The sequence below is a fragment of the Paenibacillus sp. FSL H7-0943 genome (assembly GCF_037963265.1).
Lineage (GTDB): Bacteria > Bacillota > Bacilli > Paenibacillales > Paenibacillaceae > Paenibacillus_AQ > Paenibacillus_AQ odorifer.
Map to the genome: position 1 here is coordinate 5,526,744 of NZ_CP150148.1, position 24,900 is coordinate 5,551,643.

At 38.5% G+C, this 24,900-nt stretch carries 23 protein-coding genes; all 23 read right to left on the reverse strand.

Annotated elements, in window-relative coordinates; genetic code table 11:
* Positions 1-135: 135 nt before the first annotated feature.
* The 23 genes from NSQ55_RS24235 to yihA all read right to left on the reverse strand — a co-directional run bounded on the left by NSQ55_RS24235 (position 136) and on the right by yihA (position 24,895).
* Entirely contained in the window at positions 136-783 is a 648-nt protein-coding gene (locus tag NSQ55_RS24235) for an NAD(P)-dependent oxidoreductase (RefSeq protein ID WP_339169476.1), read from the reverse strand.
* A gap of 5 nt (positions 784-788) precedes the next feature.
* Complete coding sequence (ccsA, locus tag NSQ55_RS24240) at positions 789-1,616, reverse strand: cytochrome c biogenesis protein CcsA (protein ID WP_076129405.1); 828 nt, start codon at positions 1,614-1,616, stop codon at positions 789-791.
* 5 nt (positions 1,617-1,621) lie between these two features.
* Positions 1,622-3,019, reverse strand: a complete 1,398-nt coding sequence (hemA, locus tag NSQ55_RS24245) for a glutamyl-tRNA reductase (RefSeq protein WP_076129406.1) — start codon at positions 3,017-3,019, stop codon at positions 1,622-1,624.
* A 650-nt stretch (positions 3,020-3,669) separates the two neighbouring features.
* On the reverse strand, positions 3,670-4,308 hold the full coding sequence (locus NSQ55_RS24250; protein ID WP_339169478.1) for a YdcF family protein: 639 nt from the start codon (positions 4,306-4,308) through the stop codon (positions 3,670-3,672).
* A gap of 76 nt (positions 4,309-4,384) precedes the next feature.
* Positions 4,385-5,410: an SDR family NAD(P)-dependent oxidoreductase gene (locus NSQ55_RS24255; RefSeq protein WP_339169480.1), complete on the reverse strand. Its 1,026-nt coding sequence runs from the start codon at positions 5,408-5,410 to the stop codon at positions 4,385-4,387.
* Positions 5,411-5,427: 17 nt separating this feature from the next.
* The gene (locus tag NSQ55_RS24260; RefSeq protein ID WP_076281874.1) at positions 5,428-6,783 is read right to left on the reverse strand and encodes a UDP-glucose/GDP-mannose dehydrogenase family protein; all 1,356 of its coding nucleotides are present in this window, start codon (positions 6,781-6,783) and stop codon (positions 5,428-5,430) included.
* Between the two features lie 32 nt (positions 6,784-6,815).
* Positions 6,816-8,171: an oligosaccharide flippase family protein gene (locus NSQ55_RS24265; protein WP_076281875.1), complete on the reverse strand. Its 1,356-nt coding sequence runs from the start codon at positions 8,169-8,171 to the stop codon at positions 6,816-6,818.
* A gap of 33 nt (positions 8,172-8,204) precedes the next feature.
* Positions 8,205-9,356, reverse strand: coding sequence for a glycosyltransferase family 2 protein (locus NSQ55_RS24270; RefSeq protein ID WP_076281876.1), 1,152 nt, complete (start codon positions 9,354-9,356; stop codon positions 8,205-8,207).
* A gap of 9 nt (positions 9,357-9,365) precedes the next feature.
* Complete coding sequence (locus NSQ55_RS24275) at positions 9,366-10,400, reverse strand: EpsG family protein (protein ID WP_076281877.1); 1,035 nt, start codon at positions 10,398-10,400, stop codon at positions 9,366-9,368.
* Positions 10,401-10,417: 17 nt separating this feature from the next.
* Positions 10,418-11,389 carry a glycosyltransferase gene (locus NSQ55_RS24280; RefSeq protein WP_339169483.1) on the reverse strand — a complete coding sequence of 324 codons (972 nt, stop codon included), beginning with the start codon at positions 11,387-11,389 and terminating at the stop codon, positions 10,418-10,420.
* 2 nt (positions 11,390-11,391) lie between these two features.
* A complete protein-coding gene (locus tag NSQ55_RS24285) occupies positions 11,392-12,168 on the reverse strand; it encodes a glycosyltransferase family A protein (protein ID WP_076281879.1) in 777 nt (258 codons plus the stop codon).
* 48 nt (positions 12,169-12,216) lie between these two features.
* Positions 12,217-13,383: a glycosyltransferase gene (locus NSQ55_RS24290; protein ID WP_076281880.1), complete on the reverse strand. Its 1,167-nt coding sequence runs from the start codon at positions 13,381-13,383 to the stop codon at positions 12,217-12,219.
* A gap of 36 nt (positions 13,384-13,419) precedes the next feature.
* The gene (locus NSQ55_RS24295; RefSeq protein ID WP_076281881.1) at positions 13,420-14,040 is read right to left on the reverse strand and encodes an acetyltransferase; all 621 of its coding nucleotides are present in this window, start codon (positions 14,038-14,040) and stop codon (positions 13,420-13,422) included.
* Positions 14,037-14,678 carry a sugar transferase gene (locus NSQ55_RS24300; protein ID WP_076281882.1) on the reverse strand — a complete coding sequence of 214 codons (642 nt, stop codon included), beginning with the start codon at positions 14,676-14,678 and terminating at the stop codon, positions 14,037-14,039. The genes NSQ55_RS24295 and NSQ55_RS24300 overlap by 4 nt, the downstream gene beginning before the upstream one ends.
* Before the next feature lies 1 nt (position 14,679).
* On the reverse strand, positions 14,680-15,792 hold the full coding sequence (locus tag NSQ55_RS24305) for a DegT/DnrJ/EryC1/StrS family aminotransferase (protein WP_076281883.1): 1,113 nt from the start codon (positions 15,790-15,792) through the stop codon (positions 14,680-14,682).
* A 217-nt stretch (positions 15,793-16,009) separates the two neighbouring features.
* Positions 16,010-17,038: a copper amine oxidase N-terminal domain-containing protein gene (locus NSQ55_RS24310; protein WP_339169485.1), complete on the reverse strand. Its 1,029-nt coding sequence runs from the start codon at positions 17,036-17,038 to the stop codon at positions 16,010-16,012.
* A gap of 2 nt (positions 17,039-17,040) precedes the next feature.
* Positions 17,041-17,736 carry a hypothetical protein gene (locus tag NSQ55_RS24315; protein WP_339169487.1) on the reverse strand — a complete coding sequence of 232 codons (696 nt, stop codon included), beginning with the start codon at positions 17,734-17,736 and terminating at the stop codon, positions 17,041-17,043.
* A 24-nt stretch (positions 17,737-17,760) separates the two neighbouring features.
* On the reverse strand, positions 17,761-19,593 hold the full coding sequence (locus NSQ55_RS24320) for a nucleoside-diphosphate sugar epimerase/dehydratase (protein ID WP_339169489.1): 1,833 nt from the start codon (positions 19,591-19,593) through the stop codon (positions 17,761-17,763).
* A 41-nt stretch (positions 19,594-19,634) separates the two neighbouring features.
* Positions 19,635-20,321, reverse strand: coding sequence for a CpsD/CapB family tyrosine-protein kinase (locus NSQ55_RS24325; protein ID WP_036685074.1), 687 nt, complete (start codon positions 20,319-20,321; stop codon positions 19,635-19,637).
* Positions 20,302-21,081, reverse strand: coding sequence for a Wzz/FepE/Etk N-terminal domain-containing protein (locus tag NSQ55_RS24330; protein WP_036685072.1), 780 nt, complete (start codon positions 21,079-21,081; stop codon positions 20,302-20,304). The genes NSQ55_RS24325 and NSQ55_RS24330 overlap by 20 nt, the downstream gene beginning before the upstream one ends.
* 119 nt (positions 21,082-21,200) lie before the next feature.
* Entirely contained in the window at positions 21,201-23,204 is a 2,004-nt protein-coding gene (locus NSQ55_RS24335) for an S-layer homology domain-containing protein (RefSeq protein WP_339169493.1), read from the reverse strand.
* A gap of 135 nt (positions 23,205-23,339) precedes the next feature.
* The gene (locus tag NSQ55_RS24340; RefSeq protein WP_339169495.1) at positions 23,340-24,122 is read right to left on the reverse strand and encodes a CpsB/CapC family capsule biosynthesis tyrosine phosphatase; all 783 of its coding nucleotides are present in this window, start codon (positions 24,120-24,122) and stop codon (positions 23,340-23,342) included.
* A gap of 104 nt (positions 24,123-24,226) precedes the next feature.
* On the reverse strand, positions 24,227-24,895 hold the full coding sequence (yihA, locus tag NSQ55_RS24345; RefSeq protein ID WP_076279992.1) for a ribosome biogenesis GTP-binding protein YihA/YsxC: 669 nt from the start codon (positions 24,893-24,895) through the stop codon (positions 24,227-24,229).
* Between the last annotated feature and the right edge of the window lie 5 nt (positions 24,896-24,900).

Consider the following 24,900-nt stretch of genomic DNA (forward strand, 5'->3'; position numbering starts at 1 on the left):
ATTTATACCGTACATTCCACCATCTAAGCTACTACGAGCCAAATCAGCCATATATCATGTTACTCAAAACCGCTCATCCACTTCATATCTTAATCTAACCCAATTTTCTAATCTTTACAGTGTCCACGCGCACTTTTACTCTACCCGTTGCTGAGCAATCCAAGCGTCCATATCCTCCGGGCTCCACGCTATGAAGGTACCCATACTCATCTCGTTCAACACATCCAGCGCGCCTAGCTTCCGCAAAAGCCTTCCACGAACTTCAGCAGAAGGTTCTTTTTCCTTAATCCGGGTACGCATGGCATGCACAAAATCCAAATATGGCTCATACGCCGCATCCAGCGCTTTTTCAAGCACATTTTTGATCTTCGTTGCCGCAAGCGGGCCAGCACCCGAAGTAGATACAGCTACCGTCAAACGTCCCCTCCGAACCACTCCGGGCGTGATAAAGTTTCCCGCTTCCGCATGGCTGGCCACATTCACATGAATTCCAAGCTGCCTTGACTCCCGCGCAACCTCTTCATTAACCGCCCTATCGTTAGTGGCTGCATATACGAGAAAGGCCCCACGGAGATCTCCGGGAGCATAAGTACGGTCCATCCAGATCAGAAGACCTTTTTCAGCTAGAGAATCAAGCGGATCTGTCAAAGAAGGACTAATCACCTTAACCGCCGCTCCAGCTTCCAACAGCCCGCTCACCTTACGTTCAGCCACGACACCACCGCCAATAACCACACAGGGCTGCCCTTCACAATCCAGCATTATGGGTAAATAACGCGCCATGCCCCTCACTCCCCGCTCCAACCGTGAAAATCAGACCAAGAATTCAACAGAAAATTTAAGATAATAAAAGCATATCCTAAAATCGCCCAGCGAGCCATACTTACTCCACTTTTCCGCCCGGACTTCTTAAAGATAATATAAAATATGTAAATCCCAAGACCGATAAGAGTCGTTAATACTTTTAAATCCTTCAATAAAAGCGTCCGTCCCTCAGAAACTATAGATAAACCCGCCACCACCAGCGATATTCCCAGCAAAGGAGTGCCCACCAAAATAGCGGTATAAGAGTATTTATCTGTAGTCTCCAGGTTCGGCAAACGACGGATCCGGTCGCTCCATTTCTTGCTTTTGAGTCTGGTGTGCAGGAACAAGTACAATATTGCAAAAACCGTCCCTAACGTCAGTGCTGCAAAACTCAAATTTGCCAAAATCACATGCATCGTCAGCCAGCCATACACCGCACTCCAAGTCTCAAGCGTATGCCCACCCGCCGTCAGCCAGACCCGATTAAGCAGAAAAACACTAAAACCAGCCATACTGAGCAGCAAAATCGTAAACTCGCCTCCACGTGTAAAAGCCACCGCAAGCGAAGTCAGCACAATACTAAACGCAAACCAAAACAAGAAATCATAAGGAGTAAAAATAGGCAGGCCTTTCTCCTGAGAGAAACGAATTCCAAGTCCTGCAACTTGCAAAAGACCCACAACAACAAGAAGCCCCGTGCCTAACCGCTTCCCACCCGGACTCCTTTTAAGGCAATCCGAGAAAACAAACAGCAGGCTCAGGGCATAGACCAGCAGAGCGGCGTCATATATTCCGTTCAGCAGTTGCATATTATTCACCCGCCCAGCAAGCCTGCCGGAGCAAGCGCCGTTTTAGGCACAGAGAAATCAGCGCTGCCAGCCGTACGTTCACCAGAACTAGACTGCTTCACCGGGGCAATGTCTCCATCATCTGAATCGGATTTGAGCTGTTCCTGCAACGCAAAGATTTTTGAAAAATAATCAAGTGCTTCATTCCCTTGCTTACCGCCGGACAGCTCTTTAATTACATTGATCGGATCATGCATCATCTGGTTCACGATACTTTTAGTCAGGCGGCGGATCACTTTCCGCTGATGCTCGTCCAGCTCGGGCAGCTTGTTGAACAGACTCTCCATCGTTTCTTCATGAATCGTATTCGATTTATCCTGGAGCGCCCGGATCACCGGTCTTACCCCAAGCGTCTTGAGCCACAGCTGGAACTCATCCATTTCCTCGCTGATCATCACTTCAATCTTCGCAGCTTCACTTCGGCGCATTTCCAGATTGTTCTCCACAATGCCCTCCAGATCGTCAATATCATACAAAAAAACATCCGGCACATTTGCCGCCGCAGGATCAATATCACGTGGTACAGCAATATCAATCATAAAAAGCGGCCGCGAAGGGCGGCGTTTCATAGCATGCGCTACCTTATCAGCCGTAAGCACATACCCGTCTGCTCCTGTCGAGCTGATCACGATATCTACTTCATTTAGAGTTGTTAACGCATCTTCAATCGTGCTCGGCTTACCCGAGAACTTCTCCGCCAATTCAATCGCACGCGACAGCGTACGGTTAGCGACAATCACTTCTGCCGCACCACTACTGTATAGATGCTTCACGGTAAGCTCGCTCATTTTGCCGGCGCCGAGAATCAGCACTTTTTTCCCAGTGAACATGCCAAAAATCCGCTTGCCCAGCTCCACAGCCGCATAACTGACCGATACTGCGCTCTCGCCGATTGACGTTTCACTATGTGCTCTTTTGCCGAGCGTCACCGCTTGCTTGAACAACCGATTGAACCAAGTTCCAGTTACACCCTCAGCCTGAGCTGTGAGAAAAGAACTCCGTACCTGTCCCAGGATCTGCGTCTCCCCAATCACCATGGAATCCAGACCGCAGGTCACGCGGAACAAATGCGCAATCGCCTGTTCGTCTTCATAAATATACATATGCTGAGCAAATTGCTCACTTTTCACACCAAACCATTGCTCCATAAAGCCGCGGATGAAATAACCAGCCATATGAAGGCGGTCCATCACCACATAAATTTCCGTACGGTTGCAGGTAGCTACTAAGACCCCTTCTAGCACACCCTTCGTCTTCATCAGTTGATGGAGCGCTGCCGGAAGATCACTTTCCGCAAAAGCAAACTGTTCCCGAACCTCCACGGGAGCCGTACGATAATTCAGGCCAACGACGACGATGTGCATCGATAGTTCACCATCCTAGTCTCTATAAGTTGCTGAAATCCAATTATATAAATTAATATCTTACATACCGTTCACTTTCACAACATCTCAAAACACTGTGTTAAGTATATCACACGAAAATAAGACTTTTTACAGATTTTTTGAACGCTTTATGAAATCCAGATAATAATTATTATAAATAAAAAACCGTAGGTTCGCTACGGTTAGGATGAGTTATTTTTAGCTAATTTATAAGGTTGTGATAGCAAAAAGGAAACATTAGGGCCTACTAGTTCTTAAAATCGTCAAAAATTCCGTTCTCCAAAAAAATAAGTCACTGCTCAGTGACTTAAAAATTCTCAGCCAAAAGAGATAGACCTCGGAAGTTATATAGTAGACTCTACTCTTTTTAGAAGTCGCCGATGCTTAGACCAAACTTTAACCCAAACACGATTTTCATCATCCAGATAAAAACGAATATTCACTAATTTTAAAGGCGTCCATATCTCCTTAAAATAGTAATTTGGCATTTGGCGTCTCTCCCACGAGAATAATATTGATATAGTTATAAGTATAAAACTATTAAACAATATTGTTTGTCGTAATGCGCCTTAAGCCAAGATAAGAAAAAAACTGTTTTTGTCGGATTATAGTGAACATTCTACAGCAGATTAGCGAAACCAGTTCTTAATCTGATCAAGAGTACTTTTTGCCTCCGGACCATTGTAACCAAAGGTGTTGCCGATCATTTTCACATACTCGTTGAACGTTGTTTCTCTACTTTTTCGGTCACTCCACCAGCGTTTAGCGTTATATCCTGATGCAGAACCCACATATGTCAGCTCAATCTCCGATTTTTTGTACACACGACCAAAAATAAATTTCACCCTCCGCATGTGAAAATCAGAGGAAACAACAATCGCAGATTTAAAACCGTATTCCTTCATTATAGGAAGAGTGTACTCGGCATTCTGATAAGTGCTATCCGCCGCGTTCTCGGTATAAATAACGTCCTGGGGTATGCCTAAAGCTAGGGCGGTTTGGACCATGTCACCTGATTTACTCGTTAACTCTTTAGCATTGGAAAGAATTATATAAGGAGCATAGCCTGCTCTATATAACTCAGCTGCCTTTTCTACACGACCTTGACCTCCGCTTAGGACAATGATGACATCTGATTGTTTGGGAAGTTGAGTTAGGGCTAGAAAACGGCCAGCCGTAAAGAAGAACAAGAAAAACAATAGAAAAATCACGTAACTCAAATGTAGCCTTTTTCTTTTCTTCTTCGATTTATCTGTATTGCTCTTCATACAATATTCCTATCTCAATATCTTATTTATAAATACTCATTAGTTCGTGGCTACTAATTTTGCTCAATATAATACTTCATCTAGCATCATAATATTCCACATACCAATCAACAAATTTTTGTAGACCTTCTTCAATGGAAGTTTTTGGTTTAAACCCTACGGCTTGTTGTAATAAATCTGTAGATGCGTATGTTGCTGGTACATCCCCTGGTTTAATAGGCTCAAATACTTTATTAAATATCACTTCTCTACCAGTAGCCTTGCTTAAACACTTTTCTAATGTTTCAATAAATACCATTAACTTTTCTGGGCTGTTGTTTCCTATATTAAACACCTTATGAGGAACCGCTTCTGTCGGTGCTTTACTTAGAAGTCTCTCAATACCCTCAACAATGTCGTCTACGTAAGTAAAGTCCCGATAAAGATCGTTTTTAAAATCACCATTATTAAATATTTTAATAGATTCACCAGCAAAATATTTCTGAGTAAATCCGAAATATGCCATATCTGGACGACCCATTGGACCGTAAACAGTAAAGAAGCGTAGACCAGTAGTCGGTATCTTATACAGATGACTATAAGTATGCGCCATTAGCTCATTCGACTTTTTCGTAGCTGCATAAAGCGATTCCGGATGATCCACAACATCTGATTCTTCAAAAGGAACCTTTTTATTAGACCCATAAACTGAGCTAGATGAAGCATATACAAGATGGTCAACTGGATAATTTCTACAAGCTTCAAGAATGTTAAAGAAACCTACAATATTGCTTTGAATATACACACCTGGGTTCTCTATAGAGTAACGCACTCCAGCCTGAGCTGCAAGATTCACTACAATATTCGGTTTATATTCTTCAAAGATCTTTGTAATCTTGTCCTTATCTGATATATCAACTTTTATGAATTCAAAACGGCTATATAACTTTAGTTGCTCTAAGCGAACGTGTTTGAGGTTGACATCATAATAATCATTTATATTATCAACACCGATCACACGGCTCCCTTGCTCCAATAACCTTTTAGATAAATAAAAGCCTATAAAGCCAGCTGCTCCAGTAATTAGATATGTTTTTGTGTGATCTACAGGTATATCATTCAAATAGCTCGCCCCTTCAACTATCTTCCGATGGAATAATACTCCACGCCAGCTTCTTTCATATCTTGAACACCATACAAATTCCTGCCGTCATACACCAACGGCGTTCTCATTAAATCTTTATAAACTTCCGGCTCTATTGCTTTAATTTCTCCCCACTCAGTAAATACAAAACAGACATTCGCACCTTCAAGAGCTTCTTTTATGCTCTCAACATATTTGATACTCCCCTTACCGTTCCCACCTTCTGGGTACTCCTTAGAAAAATTCACTTTACCTACAGGATCAAAAGCATAGATTTCTGCTCCCTGATTTAATAACAAAGGTATATTTTCTAGCGAAGCAGCTTCTCTTAAGTCATCGGTCCCAGGTTTAAATGTCAATCCTAGCACCGCTACTTTTAGACCATTAAAGGTGATAAGTCTTTTAGATGCTTTTTTAAACAGAATTGTCTTTTGGTTAGTATTGACATCAATAGCTGCTTTAACGGTTTTAAGCTCATATCCATTTTGTCTCGCTAAGTACTCTAGTGCCTTCGTATCCTTAGGAAAACAGCTACCTCCATAACCAATACCTGCATTTAAGAACTTGCTTCCGATGCGTTCATCAAACGACATTCCTCTTGATACATCTTGAATATCTGCTCCTACCAATTCGCAAAGATTAGCAATATCGTTCATGTAAGATATTTTCAGAGCAAGAAAATCGTTAGATGCATATTTGATCATCTCTGCAGATCTTCTTTTAACAGATACAACTGGGATATTAAACGGCTCATAGATTTTCATAAGAATATCTTCTGCCCATTTGCTCTCAGTACCAATTATGATTCTTGCTGCTTGCAAAGTATCTCTAACAGCAGTTCCTTGCGCTAAAAACTCTGGATTAGATGCTACTTCAACTCTGATGTCTCTACCTACTCCATTACCGTTACCAACAATTTTTTCTCCTTCACGAGGTAGAAAATCATGTATAAACTGCTGCACCTTATCATTTGTTCCTACAGGAACAGTTGATTTAACCACAACAAGGCAATCTTTTTCTATTGTTTCTGCTATTTGTCTTGCAACTGTAGCTATGTATGAAAGATTAGCCGATCCATCAGGCTGCTCAGGAGTTCCAACACCAATAAATATCGCATCTGCTTCTTTATAAGCTGACTTATAATCAGTAGTATATTCAAGTCTACCTGCTGCATAATTCTTTTGCATAAGTTCTTCTAAATCCGCTTCATAGATTGGTGACACACCAGATTTCATCAACTCAACTTTGTTTTCATCGATGTCCACACAGGTTACTTGATGTCCCATTTCGGCAAAGCAGACGCCGGCTACAAGGCCGACGTAACCGGTTCCGGCTACGGCTATTTTATACATACTCAACCATCCTTATACTTGAACTCAATTATTTAAATAGTTTCAACAATACCTGACAACAACAGAAGAACTCTAATGACAATAAAAGCTAGAAAAATGAATATGATTTCTAGAAATAATGGTTTTAGATAACGAAAAATATTAATTTTAGTTGTTTTAAAAATGAAGCAAAAATAAACGATTTGTATTATACAAAATGTTAGACTGAATAATAACACACTGATGTAAATACTTTGGAATATCCTTGCTCCCACCCAAATTCCACTTGCAATACCTATTAACTGAATCAGTCCAGAAACCAATAGATACTTTTGTCGATCGATTACGATGGCTATCCCATCCACAGACATGGAAAGAAATAAAAAGAAGCCATAGAACGTCATAATTCTCAAAATATTCGCTCCAATAATGTAATCTGAACCAAAAAGGAGGAGAATGACTAAATCACCTATACTGAGCATTAATATAATAGGAACAAATGAAATTTTCATGGCTTTCGACAGTAAACTCAAGGTGTATTCTCCAATTTCCCCTCCCTTTCTTTTAATTTCTGAAGCAGTTTGGAAAAATACCTTTCCTAATGAGCTTGCCAAAAACGTGATCGGCATGCTTAATACTCTCATAGAAATATAATAGTACCCTAACATCTTAGACCCAAAAAATATATTGATTAATAGAGTTGGCAACTGCCCCTTAACCTGTAAGAGTATATTAGAAGGCATCTGATAAGATACAAACTTATAATGTTTTCTACAGGTTTGCACATAATTTTGTCTTTTAAACGAAAGAAAACCTTTGGGTAGGAATCGTTTCATATGAAACAAAGTAAAAGCTTGACCTAATAAAATACATATATAATATCCATTCTCGACAAAGCCGAATAAACCTATAATCAAACCGAAAACCAGCACGGCCCCATTATTGATGATAGGGTTCAACATCAATAGTTTGTACTGTTTTCTTCTATTAAGCCATGTATAGCAAATTTTTATTTGTTGAGATGAAAAAATAAGGGCCGCTATTATAATTGCGATAAATAAAGGATTAATATCAACCGCTTTAAAAAAAACATCGAAAAAACAGTATATAATAATGCCAATTAATAAGCTGATCCCTAAACTAATCGTCGAGACAATTTTATATATTTTGCTGGCTTCTTCTTCTTCTTCTTCAACCATAATTGCATTAGTCATACCTAAATCAGAAAAAGAATTAACAATAATGGCAGCAGATGTAAATAAAGCCATATTACCAATGACAGTAGGTCCATACATTCTAGTGAAGATTGGTAAAGAAATTACAGAAATCAGTTGCCCTAGAATAGTACCAAACGATAGTTTTCCGACATTTTTAAAATTTTCTGACAATTTTTTGTTTACAAAATTCATAATGATCTCACCTTATTACTCCCCTAGTCAAAGCTATTCTAGGATAATTTTCTTCAACATAGGGATTTCATATAAAGACTCACTATTAATATATTCTTGTGTTTGGAGTTCGTTTATAAATGATAATCCGGAAGATTCTTCTAAAACTCTAACATAATCTTTGTATTCTTTACTTCCATTAAAATAGTTACCTTCTTCTGAAATTTGTCGATACTTCAGTATATCGCTTGGCAAAAATTTGTAATGTAAAAGCGCAACAAAACATTCAGTATTTTTGTTATTTCTGTAGGGGAATAAATAATGTGATTTCCCTTGTATATCTCCCTCCATAAAAAAACATAATGGGTATTTAGTTAGCCATGGATTCTGATTGAAAATTCTAGCGCGAGGTCCTCCAGTAACTAGATCCAAAAAATCCCTTTCCTGATCATGATAGCTATACAAATCAAAATATTTACAATTTTCCAAATAATCACAATCTTCATTAGATTGATAGAATGAGTCCTTAGCATACATATCAACCATCAGTCCACGCAATCTATAAATTGATTTCTCTTCACAATATTTTATCAAGGAACTTATTTTGTGCTCTTCCATATTGAAATACATAAAAAATTCATCAGAGTCAACAATGAGATACCAGCGGTTTATTCCTAAATACGCAATAAGTCTATTTATCCAAGCTTCTCTTCTATTAGTCGTATATTTATCCTCTACTTCGAATAGATCTACATCAGGTTGTAATTTTAGCCATTCTTTAGTACCATCAGTTGAATCATTATCTAGGATAGCGAAGTGAGTAATACCTATTTTTCTATGATGCTCTAATAGTTTTTTTATTTTTAAAATATCATTTTTTACTATACATAATAATATTACTTCTTTATCATCATATTTTTTTTCAGATAATTTTATCAAACTAATTTTAGAATTAAAAAATTCAAAAGCAACCTCACTTTCACTCGGTTGAGCTCGTAAAAATTTTCGAAATGATTTATGCCAAGTCTTTAAACCGTCCTTAAAGCCTATTCCTTTTTCTTTACTTTCCTCAAATGCTCTATAATGAATTTTTAAGTTCTTTTTTAGTTGAACATATTTATACGGTGTTGTATATCCTGATAATTCTCTAGCATGTATTCTCAGGGATAAAGGTGATTTTTTGATTAATTTTTTTATAGGATTCATAGAAGGCCCCTAGTTAGTTTTTTGGAAGATTGTTTGGTACATTAAATTATTCTCATCACCGGTATATATGTTAAATATAGATAACAAGAACAAAAACACATAAAATAATATTATAAATACATTAATAATATCAGTTTTCCCATCTTGCCTTCTATTTTTTGTTAAAAAATATGCAATAGCAGGAACTACTGCTAATTGACCATACATTGTTAATCTATTCACAATAAAACTACTTAAAGTGAATAAAAACAAACTATTACATAATACGTATGCAGCAGCATACGGAAAATATATAGATAATTGCTTCGCAAATTTAGTTGATAATAGTAAGGCAATAATGATATAAAATAAAGTGCCAATCCCTGGTTTTGCATTAACATCAAAAGAACTACCAATCAAATTTCCATATTTCGATAAAATTAAATATTCATCAAACAAGCTCATAATATTAATATAGTACAAAGATATACCAATTATAGTTAGTATCAAAACTCTTTTAAAATTCAAATTCACATTTTTAATAAAGTAAAAAAGTAAAAATATGAGAGCTGTTGTATGAAACATTGATGCTATCACAACGCCAAGGATATATTTTATAATCTTCTTTTCATAAATATATTTTAATGAATACATTATTATAAGTGCAGCAATTGTTTGTCTAACTAAATTAAATGCAACAAATAATTGTCCTGATAAGATAAAAAAGAAAATAATCTTATCGTATCCAATTCTTAAATTTCTGGATATTTCATACAATAATGAAAAAATGATCAAGCCAAGAAATAAGTTAAATACCCAAAAAGGGGAGCCAAAATATTTAAAAATACGACTTAAAAGATCATATAAAAACTCATACTTATACCATCCATATTCATTCCTATAAATCAATTCATAACTAATATAATCCTTACCAACTCCATGTCTAATTCCGTATATTATTGTCATAAAAACTAAAATTGTCATGTCAACAACATATTTTTGTTTTACTTTTGCTCTGAATAGTGACAAACAGCCTAACATTATTAACAAAACTACATATATCATAATTTTCTCCAAAGTTGTTAAGAATTTTGACGTTCACTTAAAATTCTATATAATCTACTGAATAGTCTTCTACTACATGACAGTAAGAGAAGTTGTGATAAATTTTTTTTACTATGAACGCGGCTATACATAAATTTTGTGTCTATAGAACTTTTATATTTTTTTCGATACAATCCCCCTGTTTTTATAGCACTTAAGTACTTTGTTACCAGATTATTGTTTAAGAGCTTTTTTAGTTCAGTGTCGTCAACCTGTTCGTATAGGCTTGCTAATTCATAGCAGGTTTGAATAATATGTAAACCATTAATAGATAAGTCCCTACTCCTAGTAATAGAGGAATCTCTTATGACATAATTATAAAATATAATATCGGTGCATAATACCTTCTCGGCCTTCAAGAGAACTCGCGGGGTAAACTGCTCATCCTCATGTAATAAGCCTACTTTAAAATCTAATTCATTCTTTTTCAAAAATTCATTCCTATATAAATTAAGCCATACTGCCATATGTAAACTCTCAGTCTTCAATTCTTTCAGCATATATTCGGAACCAGTTAATAAAGCATAATTTTCTGATCCTTTATGTATCAGGTAAGATACTTTGTCATTATGAATTTTCCTTGCAATACCAATTATTAAATCGGGAGCATTGGAAGAAGCATCTTTTAACACATTGCATAATTTCTCGCAAGCATCTAACTCAATATAATCATCAGAATCAACAAAAAGCACATACTCTCCTTTTGCAACTCTTAAACCATAATTTCTTGCATCTGACAATCCACCGTTCAGTTTATGAATAACCTGAACTCTACGATCTACTTTTTCATACTTATCGCAAATTGATGCACTTGTATCGGTGCTTCCATCATTGACTAAAATAATCTCTATATCCTTATAAGTCTGATTAACTAGACTTTGCATACATCGATCTAAATATTGCTCAACATTATAAATTGGAACAACTATAGATATTGGCGGGTATCTCATTTCTAAATCTCCTTAATACCTTTAAGCATTAATTTGTAAGCTTCTATCATATTCTTTTCTTTTACAAACATTGTTCGATGACGAATAACAAATTGCAAACAAAGTAGTTTAGCCCATCTTTTTGAAATAAAATGAAATAGTACTCCTTTATCTTTAAAGAATTTGGTGTTATAACCTTTAAACCATGTGGATTCTTCTTGTTTTACGTATCCAATAATGGTTGGGTCGGCATATACCTTTAGACCGCTTCGTATACATTCGGCAATAAATATACTGTCTTCTCCACTGCCATACTTTGCTCCACCACCAAAGAGCAGAGAAAAATATATATTGGCTTGCTTTAATTTATCGCTCCTAAATGCGATTTTCACAGCTCCGTATTTCAAACAATTGTACCACCGAACTCTGCTTTTCTTTTTTATGATATAGGTTGGCCTTAAGTGGTTTTTACTGGGTACATTAAAAAAGATCATATCTGCTTCGGGATTTTTTTCGAATGCTTGTAAGACTGTATCTTTATACCCTTCGACATAAGTAACATCATCATCAGCAAGTAAACATATATCTGCCGTCGCTCTCATCAAAGCATTATTTCTGCTTAGCCCAATACCGCGTTCATCGAAAGACAAAAAATTGATGTTATGGTTGTTGAAGATTAACTTATCCGATTTATGAATATTAGATTGGTTAATAACAATAGCATCGGATTGAATTTTCATTTCTTCAAGCAAGCCATGGCCTTCTTGATTCATAGTAGAAATCAATACTTCCAAGTTCATGCTCAAAATCCTTTCTATCTGACATACTCTTTCTTCTTTTATAGCAGATTATCTCGTACTTTCAGCTTTCTCCCAAAATGGTTTTGCTTTTCCACTCAATGTTTTATAAACACCTACCCATTGGGCAATGATGGTCACCATATAATAATAAATCAATGTTAAATATTTGTTTTTCGATTTAGTGATAGATCTAAGTAGCCCCATAAAATAGAATAAAAGTTGTCCGACCAATGCCATTGTGTATACCCAATGAACTGAAACTAAAAAAACATTAGTTGCAAATAGAACGAAATGTGCTATCCAGAGCAAATATCTACATGTTCTATGCCCAAGGTAAAAATAAGTAAACCATTTATACTTAAATATATTTAATATTCTAATGTCAGGTAGTATTTGTGCTAAAAGAACCCTGTTACTACGTACTTTACGTCCAAACTCATCTTCAATGACTTCTCCAGCTTTTTCATAAGCTATAGCGTCATGGTTGGCAATTGCTCTTTTTCCTTTTAAAGCATAATAAGGAGGCATCGAACTGTCATGACACTGAATTGGATCAAAATCATTGTAATCATTGTTTCTACAAGCATATAACGCACCGTTCCCAGCAGTGATCGTTTGAATTCTCCCCTCAATTTCTCTGGTTGCTAAATCACTATCCCAATAGCTTGCTTCAGCATTGCTTACATCACTAATATTTTGATTATTTATTGCTAATCGACCAGTTACATATGCTATATCTTCTGATGTGAAGGCTGCCATAAGTTCAGTCACTGCATTTCTTTCCATCATAGAATTTGCATCAGTCATTATAAGATATTCAGTTGTTACAGTTTTCTGAGCTTCATTTTGGGCATTAGTTTTCCCTTTACGAGCTTTAACCTCGAATAGCCTAATATTGTATTCCTCATAGCTACATATAAAATCTCTAACAATATCATTTGTTCTATCCGTACTGTTATCAGACGAAATTAAGAACTCTATATGATCTTTTGAATACTCGAGGTTCATAATGTTATGAAGTTTATCCAATATCACCTTTTCTTCATTATGTGCTACAACCATTACCGTTACAGTTGGCTTATGGTCGTAGTCTTTCTTTAACTTTTTAGATTTATATAGCTTTCCAATTACTTTTAAAGACAGCGGATACCCTACCATTGCCCATATGATAATAAATGCGCTGATGTAAAATAGAATTTTCAATCCTAACTCCATCTTTATGACTCCTCTGTAATCTATCTCGTCTATGTCCTACTCAACTTTTCTTGCTGGTACTCCTACATAGGTTCCCAACTCTAATATATTCTTTATGACTACAGCACCAGCGCCTAGTTTTGAATCGTTACATATTTCTAAACCATTACTCACTGTACTACCAACCCCAAGCCAAGCGCCTTTACCGATTTTAACATTTCCTGCCAGATGAGTTCCCGGAGATATATGGACAAAATCCCCAATAATATTATCATGGTCAACACTACTAGCCGTATTAACAATGCAGCCTTTTCCAATAGTTGTAGAACTATTTATAATAACTCCTGCCATTATAACAGTACCAATTCCAAATTTTACATCAGTGCCAATAATAGCTTGAGGATGTACTAATGAAACAATTGAGGCACCATCAATTTCCAGTTTATTCTGAACATTCTCTCTTACTTTATTACTCCCAATAGCTACAAAGACATCATAGTTATTCATGAATTTATAAAGAGATTCTATCTTACCAACAATTTCAAATTCCCCAAAATCAGTAAAAGATTCATTATCATCAAGGAAAGAAATATTAGTCCATTTGTTCATTTGCTTTGCAATATCAGCCACCACTTTACCGTGACCGCCTGCACCAATGATGATTAAACCTTTGTTCATAACTTCACTCTTTCTTTACTGGAACCACGATACGGCTCAACAGTTATTGAATTCTCAGAATGGATTCCCTCTCTAATTACAACTTTCTTTATGGTTAAGAAAAAGATTTTCCAGTCAACAACTATGCTGATTTTATCAACATACTCAACATCTAGTTTGAACTTATCCTCCCAACAGAGTGCGTTACGGCCATTTACTTGAGCATAGCCAGTTAGACCTGGTCTAACATCATGTCTACGTTTCTGTTCTTCGTCGTATAGGGATAAATATTGCACCAACAACGGCCTCGGTCCAACTATTGCCATATCTCCGCGGACAATATTCCAGAGTTCTGGAAGTTCATCCAAACTTGTAGAACGAAGGAATCTTCCAAATGAAGTGAGCCGGATACTATCTGAGAGTAGTTCACCATTAGCATCATATTCATTTGTCATTGTTCTGAACTTATACATTTTAAAAGTCTTTTCGTTCAATCCGGGACGTTGCTGAACAAATATTACTGGACCACCTAACTTCAGTCTTATAAGAATAGCTATAATTAGCAACACAGGACTAAGTAAAAGAAGGGCAACAGCTGAAAGGAAAAAGTCCTGCGGCCTCTTGATGTATCTTTCGTATACCCCTTTTTTACGAATCATCTTACATCCACAACCCCTTAATCAAGGTGCAAACTCGCTCCAAATCTTCATCCGTCATTTTTGTGTCAGATGGTAGACATACTCCATTTTCAAACAATTTTTCCGATACAGTCCCTCCGACATAATCATATTCAGCAAAAAACGGCTGCATATGCATCGGCTTCCAAATCGGTCTTGATTCAATGTTCTCTTGCTCTAACGTCCCCATGACATCGAACGGTCTTACAGCGCCACTTAATGTAATACAACTTAGCCAATAATTAGGTTCATTCCAATCGTTGATTGGCATAAACGTTATGCCTGGCAAGCCACAAAGCTCTTTCTGATAATACTTAAATATGTATTTCTTCTTAGCAACGCGATGATCTAATACTTTAAGTTGGCCTCTGCCAATACCTGCAGCAATATTACTCATCCGATAGTTGTATCCCAACTCACTATGCTGATAATGTCTTGCCTTATCTCTCGCTTGAGTTGCCCAAAATCTTACTTTAGTAATTTGTTCTTCATGATTAGAAATTAGCATACCTCCGCCTGAGGTAGTGATAATCTTGTTACCATTAAATGAAAAAATGCCATACTCTCCAAAGGTACCTGTATGTTTCCCCTTATAATAGGTTCCCAGTGACTCCGCAGCATCCTCTATTATTGGAACATTATATCTATTACATATTTCCAAAATTCTATCCATATCAGCTGAGAGGCCATATAAATGTACAACAATCACAGCTTTAACATTGGGATATTTAATAAAAGCCTCTTCCAATGCAGTGGGGTCCATATTCCAAGTTTCGAAATTACTATCTATAAATACAGGGACAGCATTCTGATAAATAATAGGATTAGCTGTTGCTGAGAAAGTTAACGATTGACAAAAAACAACATCGCCCGAACCAACTCCAACTGACTTGAGAGCTAAATGGATAGCAGCAGTACCTGTTGTAAGTGCTGCTGCTGCCTTGGTACCCACCTTTACCGTTAACTCTTTTTCAAACCCATTCACATTAGCACCTAGAGGAGCTACCCAATTGGTGTCAAACGCTTCTTTAATATACTCCATTTCGTATCCTTCATCACTCATATGCGGTGAAGCTAGCCAAATCTTGTCAGCCATTCTGTCTGCTCCTATACTCAAATTTTTATTTATTCAAATATATTAAAGGGTAGTAAGAATAAACTATAACCCTACTGCATTCAAATTGAAGTAAGATATCTTCATTAAAAATGGCATTACCATGATTCATCTGAATTCTGATTAGCATAATGAAAATCAAAATTATATACGATAACCTCTGTAACACAGAGGTTATCGCAATACTAAAAATCCTCTGTTATTTTCCCATAGCTTCAGCTATTTTCTTTCCACTATCTAATTCCGTTTCAAATGTTGCTCGGTACTGATTAATAATTTCAGTACTGTAGCCATTGCTGTTCAGTTTTTGTTCAGCATCAGCAACTATACTATTGAAGCTAGCAGTAAATGAGGCTAGTTGTTGTACACCTTTAGCTTTAATACTTTTCTTACTCGCCTCATCTGTTGCTCCAACATACTCAAACGCAATACTCATTAATGTAGATTGACTCTGATTTTTAAGCGCCGTAAGCTTAGCTTCTGTGTCACTAGTGATAGTTTCATAAGAAACCTTTCCAGTTCCTGCAGAACTACCACCTGGTGCACCTGTTGTATCCGTTGGCGCTGGTGTCGCTACTGGAGATGGGTCCTTAACATTGTCATTGTTTGTCGATCCATTAGTGGTTTGTTCCTGATAAGCCTTGGAAGCTGCAGTAATGGTCTTCGTCTTCTGATCCCAGCTAATGTTATGACCTACAGATTCCGATAAAAAACGTAGAGGCACATATAATGAACCATTCAGGATGAAGCTAGATTGGCCTGTAGGCAAAGCCTTGGTTGCACTGTTAAATACATAACTTGCCTTAACTTGATTGAGGACAATATTCTTCGCTGCTGCTGAAGAACTATTCCCGTTCGTTGCATTCATTAGGTATTCTTTAATCACAACTAACTCTGAGCTGCTTGGCTCTGCAACTGTAACTTTAATGTTTTTAGCATCCCATGCTACACTCTTTTGCAAAGCATATGACATAAACCGCAATGGAACATACGTTGTATTGTTGTACATGAATACATACTGGCCTTCTGGTGGCTGAATACTCACGCCGTCAAAAATCAAATTCACGTTCATACTTTGCACTTTAATCGTATTAGTTGCAGCCTTAGTCGTTGCACTTGGTACCGCCGCAGCTGCCGATACAGATATAGGTGCGGATGCTGTTAATGGTGCTAAACCAATTGAAGCAATTAATGATAAAGCCACGACTGATAGTGTTGCTTTAGACATATTTATTCACTTCCCTTTTCTTTCGCTTTTAGTCGTTCTTCTTCAGCAATAATTTGGTCACGTGTTTTTCCTTGACTAACTCCGTACTTTTTAGCAATTTGAGATAACTCATTGTATTGCTCATCAGATACTTTACCGAGAATGATACTGCGTGCTTCTCGCTTTTCTTCTACGGTTAAGCCACCTTTGGCTAATTCTTTTAGGCGGTTAATATCAGATACGCTAAGTTGACCAAGTACAATAGAAGCCACATCTGCTTTATCTTTAATCGTTACATTTTCTTGAATTTGCTTAGCTTTATCCGTGGAGACCTGTGCTGTATAACCATCTGAAGGAGCATCTTTTTGTCCTGATGATGGAGCTTTGGTCGGTTCACTAGTAGTAGAAGCTGTTGTTTCACCATTAGGTTTATCGTTATTTTTACTACTTTGATTACTATTTCCCTCATCATTTACTGGTGGAGTAGAAGGTACTGCAGACTCTACAGGTTCGACATTACCATCATCAACTGTATCAGTTGGTGCCGTTCCTTGATCTTGACCACCAACATTATCCTCAGACTCCAGATCAAAACCATCTGCCATTGAATTCATCAGCTTATCGACAGCATAATTCGCGGCGAACAAGCCGCCAACACCCAGTACTACAATAACTGACAGCGTCCATAAAAGGATCTTTTTCCATCGTTTGTTGAACACTTTATATCCTCCTTTATGAATTAATTAGCTAATAGCAACTTGGGCAACGGGCTGCATCGGTACAATCTGATTGATAATTTCGCGTATGACTTCTGGTTCCTCAGCGAGAACACGTTCCAATCGTTTAAACTCCAGTTCTAACTGATTCAGACTTATTACATTAGGTCTACCAATGAAAATCCTTCCATGATCTGTAGAGCCTAAATTCTCTTCATCTGTAAGTAACTCTTCATATAACTTTTCACCCTCACGAATACCGGAGAAATGAATATCAATGTCCTTATAGGGTTCATATCCAGAGAGAGTAATTAAGTCTTCCGCCAACGTTAGAATCTTAACCGGCTCTCCCATATCCAGAATGAACACTTCTCCTCCTTTGGCAAAAGAACCAGATTGGATGACAAGCTGAACAGCTTCTGGAATCGTCATGAAATAACGCACCATTTCTGGATGAGTGACAGTGACTGGACCTCCGGCAGCGATCTGCTGCTTAAAGGCTGGAATTACACTACCACGACTGCCAAGAACATTCCCAAAACGCACAGCAGAAAACTTCGTTTGACTTGTGGTGTGCAGGCTCTGCACATACATTTCCGCAATCCGTTTAGTGGCACCCATTACGCTGGTTGGGTTAACCGCTTTATCAGAAGAGATCATTACAAATCTCTCGGCACCATATTTATCTGCACAATCCGCAACATTTTTGGTGCCAAAAACATTATTTTTAATGGCTTCCGAAGGGTTCCGCTCCATTAAAGGAACGTGTTTATGTGCTGCTGCGTGAAAGACTACATGCGGTCTATGGCCACTGAATATGTCCATCATCCGACTGCGATCCTGTACATCTGCTATCACGGTTACAATGTTCAACTCCGGAAAACTCTTACGAAGCTCCATTTCAATCGTGTAAATACTGTTCTCACCGTGTCCAAGTAACATTAGCTTGTCCGGACCAAAAGGAGCAATCTGCCGGCATAACTCTGAACCAATAGATCCGCCAGCCCCCGTAACTAACACCGTCTTATGATGTACATAACCTAAAATACTGTTTAAATCAGCTACGATCGGCTCACGACCTAATAAATCTTCTACGCTAACATCGCGAAGTTTCTTAACTGATATTTTCCCAGCGATCAGATCATTAAGAGCCGGTATAATCTTCAGCTTTGCTCCAGTCTTTTTGGCAAGATTAATAATTTCAGAAATCTCAGTACGTGAAACAGAGGGCATGGCGATGATAATCTCATGAATTTCTCTTTCTTTCACAATAGCTGGGATTGCATAGCGATTTCCAATTACAGGAACACCCATAATATACATATGGTATTTATTCGCATTATCATCAATGAAACCGACTAATTTGGTATGCGCAAAAGAGGATCCCATCATTTCCCGAGCAATTAATATCCCACAATCACCAGCACCTACAATTAGTGTATGGGTCTTAGTGTCTTTGTAATTGATTCGATCATTATGAAGTACTCTCCACAAAAATCGGACTCCACCTACTAATAAAAGAATAGTCTCCATCGACCGAACTTCTATGGCAAGAGGTACTCTATCCGGCAAAATTAGATATGCCAGTGCAAATGAAAATAAAGACCCTACTACAATAGCTTTAGAAACCGATATAATTTCACCGATGCTGGCATATTGCCACATTCTTCGGTAAAGACCGAAGTATATCAGGCTTCCACCAAATGCAAATGTTGCAATCAAACCAAATTGCAGCATCTGTACAACGTATTCCTGAAGAGCATGGTTAGGGTACCGAAACAAATAAGATGTCACAATACTGAACCAAATGATCGCAAGATCAATGAAGAATAAAAGAATCACTCTAGATTTCGCTGTCATTTTCAGTGCCTCCAAAAATAACATTTTTAATTATGAATAAATCAATTTCCATAGTAGTAGTAATAGTACCCTTCACTAGCTTTACGTTTTACATTATTGAGAACAACGCCGAGCATTTTTGCACCTACACGATCTAGATTAGCTTTAGCTTTTACTGCGATATCGCGTTTCACCTTACCATAACTGACAACCATAATAACGCCATCACTCTTCGAGGCCACAATTTGTGCATCCGTAACCGCTAATAATGGTGGAGTATCAATAAGAATGACATCATACCGCTGACGCAAATCCTGTAAAAGAGTGCTCATCCGATTAGATGCCATCATTTCCGCCGGGTTGGGCGGGATTGGTCCAGAGGTCATAATTGAAAGATTATTAACACCGGAGTCTTGGACAGTGTCCTCAAGAACTGCCTGTTGAGACAGTAGGGAGGATAAACCAAAACGGTTGCTTAGTGTAAAAGTCTTATGTGCCGTCGGCTTCCGCAAATCGGCGTCAATCAACAATACTCTTTTATCTGCTTGTGCGTAAGCTGCCGCCAGGTTAGCAGATACCGTAGATTTACCTTCTTCCGGTCCGGATGAAGTGACCATAATCACTTGAATAGTCTGATCTACAGAAGAAAAATCAATATTCGTGCGCAATGCGCGAAACGCTTCAGAGACAGGAGAGCGTGGGTTCGTAACGGTGATCAGATGGCGTTGTTTATTTGGAAGCTGTGACATGTTCGAGGTCCCCCGCCTTTCTGGATGATTGTTTCTGAGTTTGTGCGGCACCTTGCTTGCTTTCATCTTGACCCAATCTTGTAATCATAGCTATGGTAGGCAAACCAAGATACTTCTCAATATCAGCTTCTGTCTTCAGGGTGTCATCCATATATTCCAGCAGGAAGGCAATCCCTAATCCAATCATCAAAGAGACGATAAAAGCAATAGCCATGTTCAGTAAAACATTTGGTTCTACCGGCCGTGGCTCAACAGTTGGATTCACTTTAGCTTCATTCAGAATCGATACATTTTCCACATTAAATAGACTTGGAATTTCTTCCTTGAACACAAGTGAAATGGCATTCACGATTTCAGCAGCCCGCTGATAAGAATTATCTCGAACGACAAGTGTCATCACCTGCGTATTATTTACGGAACTCACATTAACCTTTTTTAATAGCTCTTCCGCAGTAATATTGAATTGCGGATAATCCTTTGTAACAATATCAAGGATGGCCGGAGTCTTAATAATTTCCTTATACGTATTAATTAATTGAATATTGGTATTAATCTGGTTTAAATCAAGCTGCCCCACCGCTGACTGCGTCGGTGTTTGGTTAACGATAATCTTCGTGGATGCCTCATATACCGGGTTTTTAATATACAGACTATATACACCAGCAATACCGCACACCAATACAACTATGCTGAAAATGAGCCATAGTCTCTTCCTGACGATCTGAAAATAATCGCGAAGATCCAATTCTTGTGATGACAAGTGAAATTACCCCCAAGCTATTTCTGAAATATTTCGATGCCTGTTCAAATCTTCCCTATTTGCAAAAAAATCGCCTCCTCTCACCTACATGAGAGGAGGCTGTATACTATAAGTTTTATTTACTTGAAGTTAATAGTACGGTAGATAATTACTGCTGCTTCAGCACGGGTAGCTGTATCGTTCGGGTTGAACTTACCAGCATTTCCGATAACCAGGTTGTGGCTTGCTGCAAATGCTACGCCATCTCTTAGGGATGCGCTGATCTTAGCAGCATCAGAGAATTTACTGATTGCAGTAGAATCTGTTTTTGCATCAGGATTGATAGATTTCAACGCACGGGAGATCATTGTTGCCATTTCTGCACGTGTAATAGTTGCATTAGGATCAAATTTGGCCGCACTGCGTCCAGTAATAATCCCTTTTTCTGCTGCAACTGCTACATATGGTGCATACCAAGCAGTTGAACTTACATCGCTAAAGCTTTGTACAGCAGAGTTGTTTTCCAGGTTAAGCGCACGAATCAACATTTTGGAGAACTCAGCACGAGTTACGTTGCTCTTCGGTGCAAATTTACCTGCTCCGACTCCTTCAATTGCACCTTTAGCAGCTACGACTTGAATTTGTCTACCAGCCCATGCTTGTACAGCAGCAATATCATTAAAGGAGACTTTATTCTCAAGTACTGCGTAAGAAGAGAATGTATCACGTGGTTCTACGATGAAATCTCCATCAAGAACTCCACCTTGGAATTGCAGGTCGCCGTATACAAGCTTACCAACGGAAAGCAATTCTTTATCAAGACCATCAGTATTCTTAAGTGGCAGTTTGATAGTAATTGGTTGTTTAAATGTGCTTTGTACTACACCGTTCACACTAAGTGTGAATTCGTACACATCCGAAGCCAATTTCAGCTTGGTAACGGAAGTTACAACTTCTGGTTTAGCTGTAGTTACTGTCAATGAAATCGCTGTGCTGAATTGGCTTACAGGAATCGTTACAGTTACACCGTTGAAAGTAACGGCGATATTCGCAATACCTTTAGCTTTTGCAGCTTCAATAATGGCTTGGGAAAGTGGAACTTCAACTGTAGTAGCGTTTACTGTTCCCAGATTCAGGGTCAAAGTAAGACCAGTTTTACCAGGGTTCGCTGCAACCAGTTTATCAAATTCTTTAATTACATCAGCATCAACCAATTTCAAGGTTGCTTTACCGTCAACAATGCTTACGAGCTTAGATACGTCATAGATTCCTGGAGTTTGCACAGGAGCTACAGGCGTTGTAACACTTCCATTTCCGCTTCCACTACTACCATTACCGTTGCCGTTGCCGTTGCCGTTGCCATTACCGTTGCCATTATCGCCTAATCCGTAGGCTTTAATATAAGCAAATGCAAGTGATTTCGCCGCAGGTTTCGCGGATTTAATATTATTGTTCAGGTTTTTCAGTGTTTCTTTCACATCACTAGCAGTAACTCCAAGCTTGTCCAACGCTTGACTTACTGTGAGTGCTCCTGTTCCTGTTGTATGGCTCAATACTTTCGCAATAGCTTCATTCAGCAAAGTATCGTAACCAGATTCAGAAGTAAGGATTGCCAACAAATCTGCAGTTGACTTGCTGCTTACCAGATCACGAAGTTCTGTTTCAATACTGCTCAAAAATTCAGCAACACTATCAACAGTAAGTCCAGACACACCCGCTTTAGCTGCAATTTTGCTTACCAAAGCAATGTTTTTGTCATCGTTACGGATCACTTGGATTCCGGAGAAGTCATTTCCATAGACATCGTAGACTACACTAGTAACGCTTTGGAACAATTTAAGTGATGTTTTTGTTTCTTCTCCATCCAGTGAAAGCTTGTTCAGTACTGGAGCAAAAATTTCTGTAAATTCTTTCTCACTCAGTGCTGCAACCTCAGTCTTCAAATTGTAGAGATAAACTGCATCTGTTGCGGTCAATTGTTTGTAAACAGCAAGAACCTTATCCTTAACTGCTGCACTGCTACTAACTGTAGCCGCAGATGCTGTGCCTACTGCTCCAAGGCTTCCCAACGGAAGACCCGCTACGGATGCTGCTACCATACTTGCTGCTAATGTTGATACTACTAGTTTCTTTTTCAAAGTCACTAAATATCCACCTCTTCTTATGTATTAAAATACTGTACTACCATAGACCTAGAACAATTCGCCCAAATGCTACGCTATTACGTATAGCATTAAATCACCCAATAAAACCCATTCTACCACTATTAGGTAGATTAGTCAGCCCTTTCGGAAAAAAAATCCAAACAATTTTTGTCGGTTTCCCCTTGTTTGTACGTGTTTTCCATGAATAACCTCGCCATTGGTCATAATTTGCTGAGCATTGCCGCGAACATAGTCACGCATCTCAGGGCCTAATTCTTTCTCCATAACCACATAAGCAGCGTTTAATCCGAAAGGACGATGAACACTGTCATGTGCATCAGAGGCCAACACATGTACTGCATTTCTACGGCATAGCTCCAGCGACAATTTCTGTAGCTTATTCCCGAAAACGCCTGCAAGACTCTGTGCGGTTACCTGCCCAAGTGATCCTAGCTCTATCAGTCTCTCTAGTTTAGAAGGATCAGCAGCTATTTCAGCATTGCGCTCCGGATGGGCGATGACCGGAACGAACCCTTGAATGATCAGCTCGTGGCAGATTTCTTCCATGTTACGTGGTACTCGTGAAGAAGGCATTTCCAGTAAAATATACCGCGAATCTGCAAGACTCAGCAGTTCCCCCCGCTCCAGATCATTCAGAAGTTCACCGTAGATACGGATCTCTTGACCTGGAAGAACAAGCAGTGGATTACCAGCCTGACGAAGTCTCTCATTCATCATCTCCACAGCTTCTTTAATCTTGGGGGCATTATTCATATATTGACCGTTGGCATGATGTGGCGTGGCGATGACTGAAGTAATCCCTTCTCTGTGGGCGTCTTGCGCCATGGCAAGAGCAGTTTCCCAATCAGAGGCTCCGTCATCCAAAAAGGGTAAGATGTGGCAATGAATATCTATCATATGTTATCTATCGGTCCTTTTCCATAGAAATTTTAGTTTTATCAACAAAAAAATACAACCATTCCCACCAGGAATGGTTGCTTGATTGTAAATGAGTTCATATCTTACGCTTCGGTTGACTCCTCTTGCTGAGATTCATTTGCTATCATTTCAGCATTCTCTGAATCCGGAGATTCATTCTCAGAAGGGCGAATATACCCATCGATTAAGCCCCAAAGCTCGTCTTTGCCGAGACCAATTTCCGAGGAGAATGGAATAAAATTATCCCCTGGCAGCACGCCCAGCTCCTGCTTCATGGTCTTGATATGCTTTTGCCAGCGTGTCTTAGGAATTTTATCCGCTTTGGTCGCTACAACGCACATAGGAAGATCATAATGCTTCAACCAGTCGAACATCATCTTATCATTGCTGGTAGGCGAATGCCGCAGGTCCACAATAAGCAGAACAAGCTTCAACGTATCGCGCTCAGAGAGGTATTTCTCAACCATTTTACCCCATACCGCGCGTTGCGTCTTGGAAACCTTGGCATACCCGTAACCTGGAAAGTCAACAAAATACATGCTGTCTTCATTGATACGGTAATAGTTCATGTGTTGTGTCTTACCAGGCGTGGAGCTTGTCCGAGCCAGATTCTTACGGTTAATCATTCGGTTAATGAGGGAAGACTTCCCCACATTGGAACGCCCTGCCAGAGCAACCTCTGGCAAGGAATCATCAGGGTACTGATCAGGGCCAACGGCACTGATAATAAATTCGGCAATATTAACTTTCATAGGAC

What these genes read in the sequence shown, in the direction of transcription:
- NSQ55_RS24235 (WP_339169476.1), bottom strand. Translation starts at nt 783, where the DNA reads ATGGCGCGTTATTTACCCATAATGCTGGATTGTGAAGGGCAGCCCTGT.
- NSQ55_RS24305 (WP_076281883.1), bottom strand. Translation starts at nt 15,792, where the DNA reads ATGGCTGACAAGATTTGGCTAGCTTCACCGCATATGAGTGATGAAGGA.
- NSQ55_RS24300 (WP_076281882.1), bottom strand. Translation starts at nt 14,678, where the DNA reads ATGATTCGTAAAAAAGGGGTATACGAAAGATACATCAAGAGGCCGCAG.
- NSQ55_RS24285 (WP_076281879.1), bottom strand. Translation starts at nt 12,168, where the DNA reads ATGAACTTGGAAGTATTGATTTCTACTATGAATCAAGAAGGCCATGGC.
- hemA (WP_076129406.1), bottom strand. Translation starts at nt 3,019, where the DNA reads ATGCACATCGTCGTCGTTGGCCTGAATTATCGTACGGCTCCCGTGGAG.
- NSQ55_RS24270 (WP_076281876.1), bottom strand. Translation starts at nt 9,356, where the DNA reads ATGAATCCTATAAAAAAATTAATCAAAAAATCACCTTTATCCCTGAGA.
- NSQ55_RS24310 (WP_339169485.1), bottom strand. Translation starts at nt 17,038, where the DNA reads ATGTCTAAAGCAACACTATCAGTCGTGGCTTTATCATTAATTGCTTCA.
- NSQ55_RS24260 (WP_076281874.1), bottom strand. Translation starts at nt 6,783, where the DNA reads ATGTATAAAATAGCCGTAGCCGGAACCGGTTACGTCGGCCTTGTAGCC.
- yihA (WP_076279992.1), bottom strand. Translation starts at nt 24,895, where the DNA reads ATGAAAGTTAATATTGCCGAATTTATTATCAGTGCCGTTGGCCCTGAT.
- NSQ55_RS24340 (WP_339169495.1), bottom strand. Translation starts at nt 24,122, where the DNA reads ATGATAGATATTCATTGCCACATCTTACCCTTTTTGGATGACGGAGCC.
- NSQ55_RS24295 (WP_076281881.1), bottom strand. Translation starts at nt 14,040, where the DNA reads ATGAACAAAGGTTTAATCATCATTGGTGCAGGCGGTCACGGTAAAGTG.
- ccsA (WP_076129405.1), bottom strand. Translation starts at nt 1,616, where the DNA reads ATGCAACTGCTGAACGGAATATATGACGCCGCTCTGCTGGTCTATGCC.
- NSQ55_RS24275 (WP_076281877.1), bottom strand. Translation starts at nt 10,400, where the DNA reads ATGATATATGTAGTTTTGTTAATAATGTTAGGCTGTTTGTCACTATTC.
- NSQ55_RS24265 (WP_076281875.1), bottom strand. Translation starts at nt 8,171, where the DNA reads ATGAATTTTGTAAACAAAAAATTGTCAGAAAATTTTAAAAATGTCGGA.
- NSQ55_RS24250 (WP_339169478.1), bottom strand. Translation starts at nt 4,308, where the DNA reads ATGAAGAGCAATACAGATAAATCGAAGAAGAAAAGAAAAAGGCTACAT.
- NSQ55_RS24280 (WP_339169483.1), bottom strand. Translation starts at nt 11,389, where the DNA reads ATGAGATACCCGCCAATATCTATAGTTGTTCCAATTTATAATGTTGAG.
- NSQ55_RS24290 (WP_076281880.1), bottom strand. Translation starts at nt 13,383, where the DNA reads ATGGAGTTAGGATTGAAAATTCTATTTTACATCAGCGCATTTATTATC.
- NSQ55_RS24325 (WP_036685074.1), bottom strand. Translation starts at nt 20,321, where the DNA reads ATGTCACAGCTTCCAAATAAACAACGCCATCTGATCACCGTTACGAAC.
- NSQ55_RS24320 (WP_339169489.1), bottom strand. Translation starts at nt 19,593, where the DNA reads ATGACAGCGAAATCTAGAGTGATTCTTTTATTCTTCATTGATCTTGCG.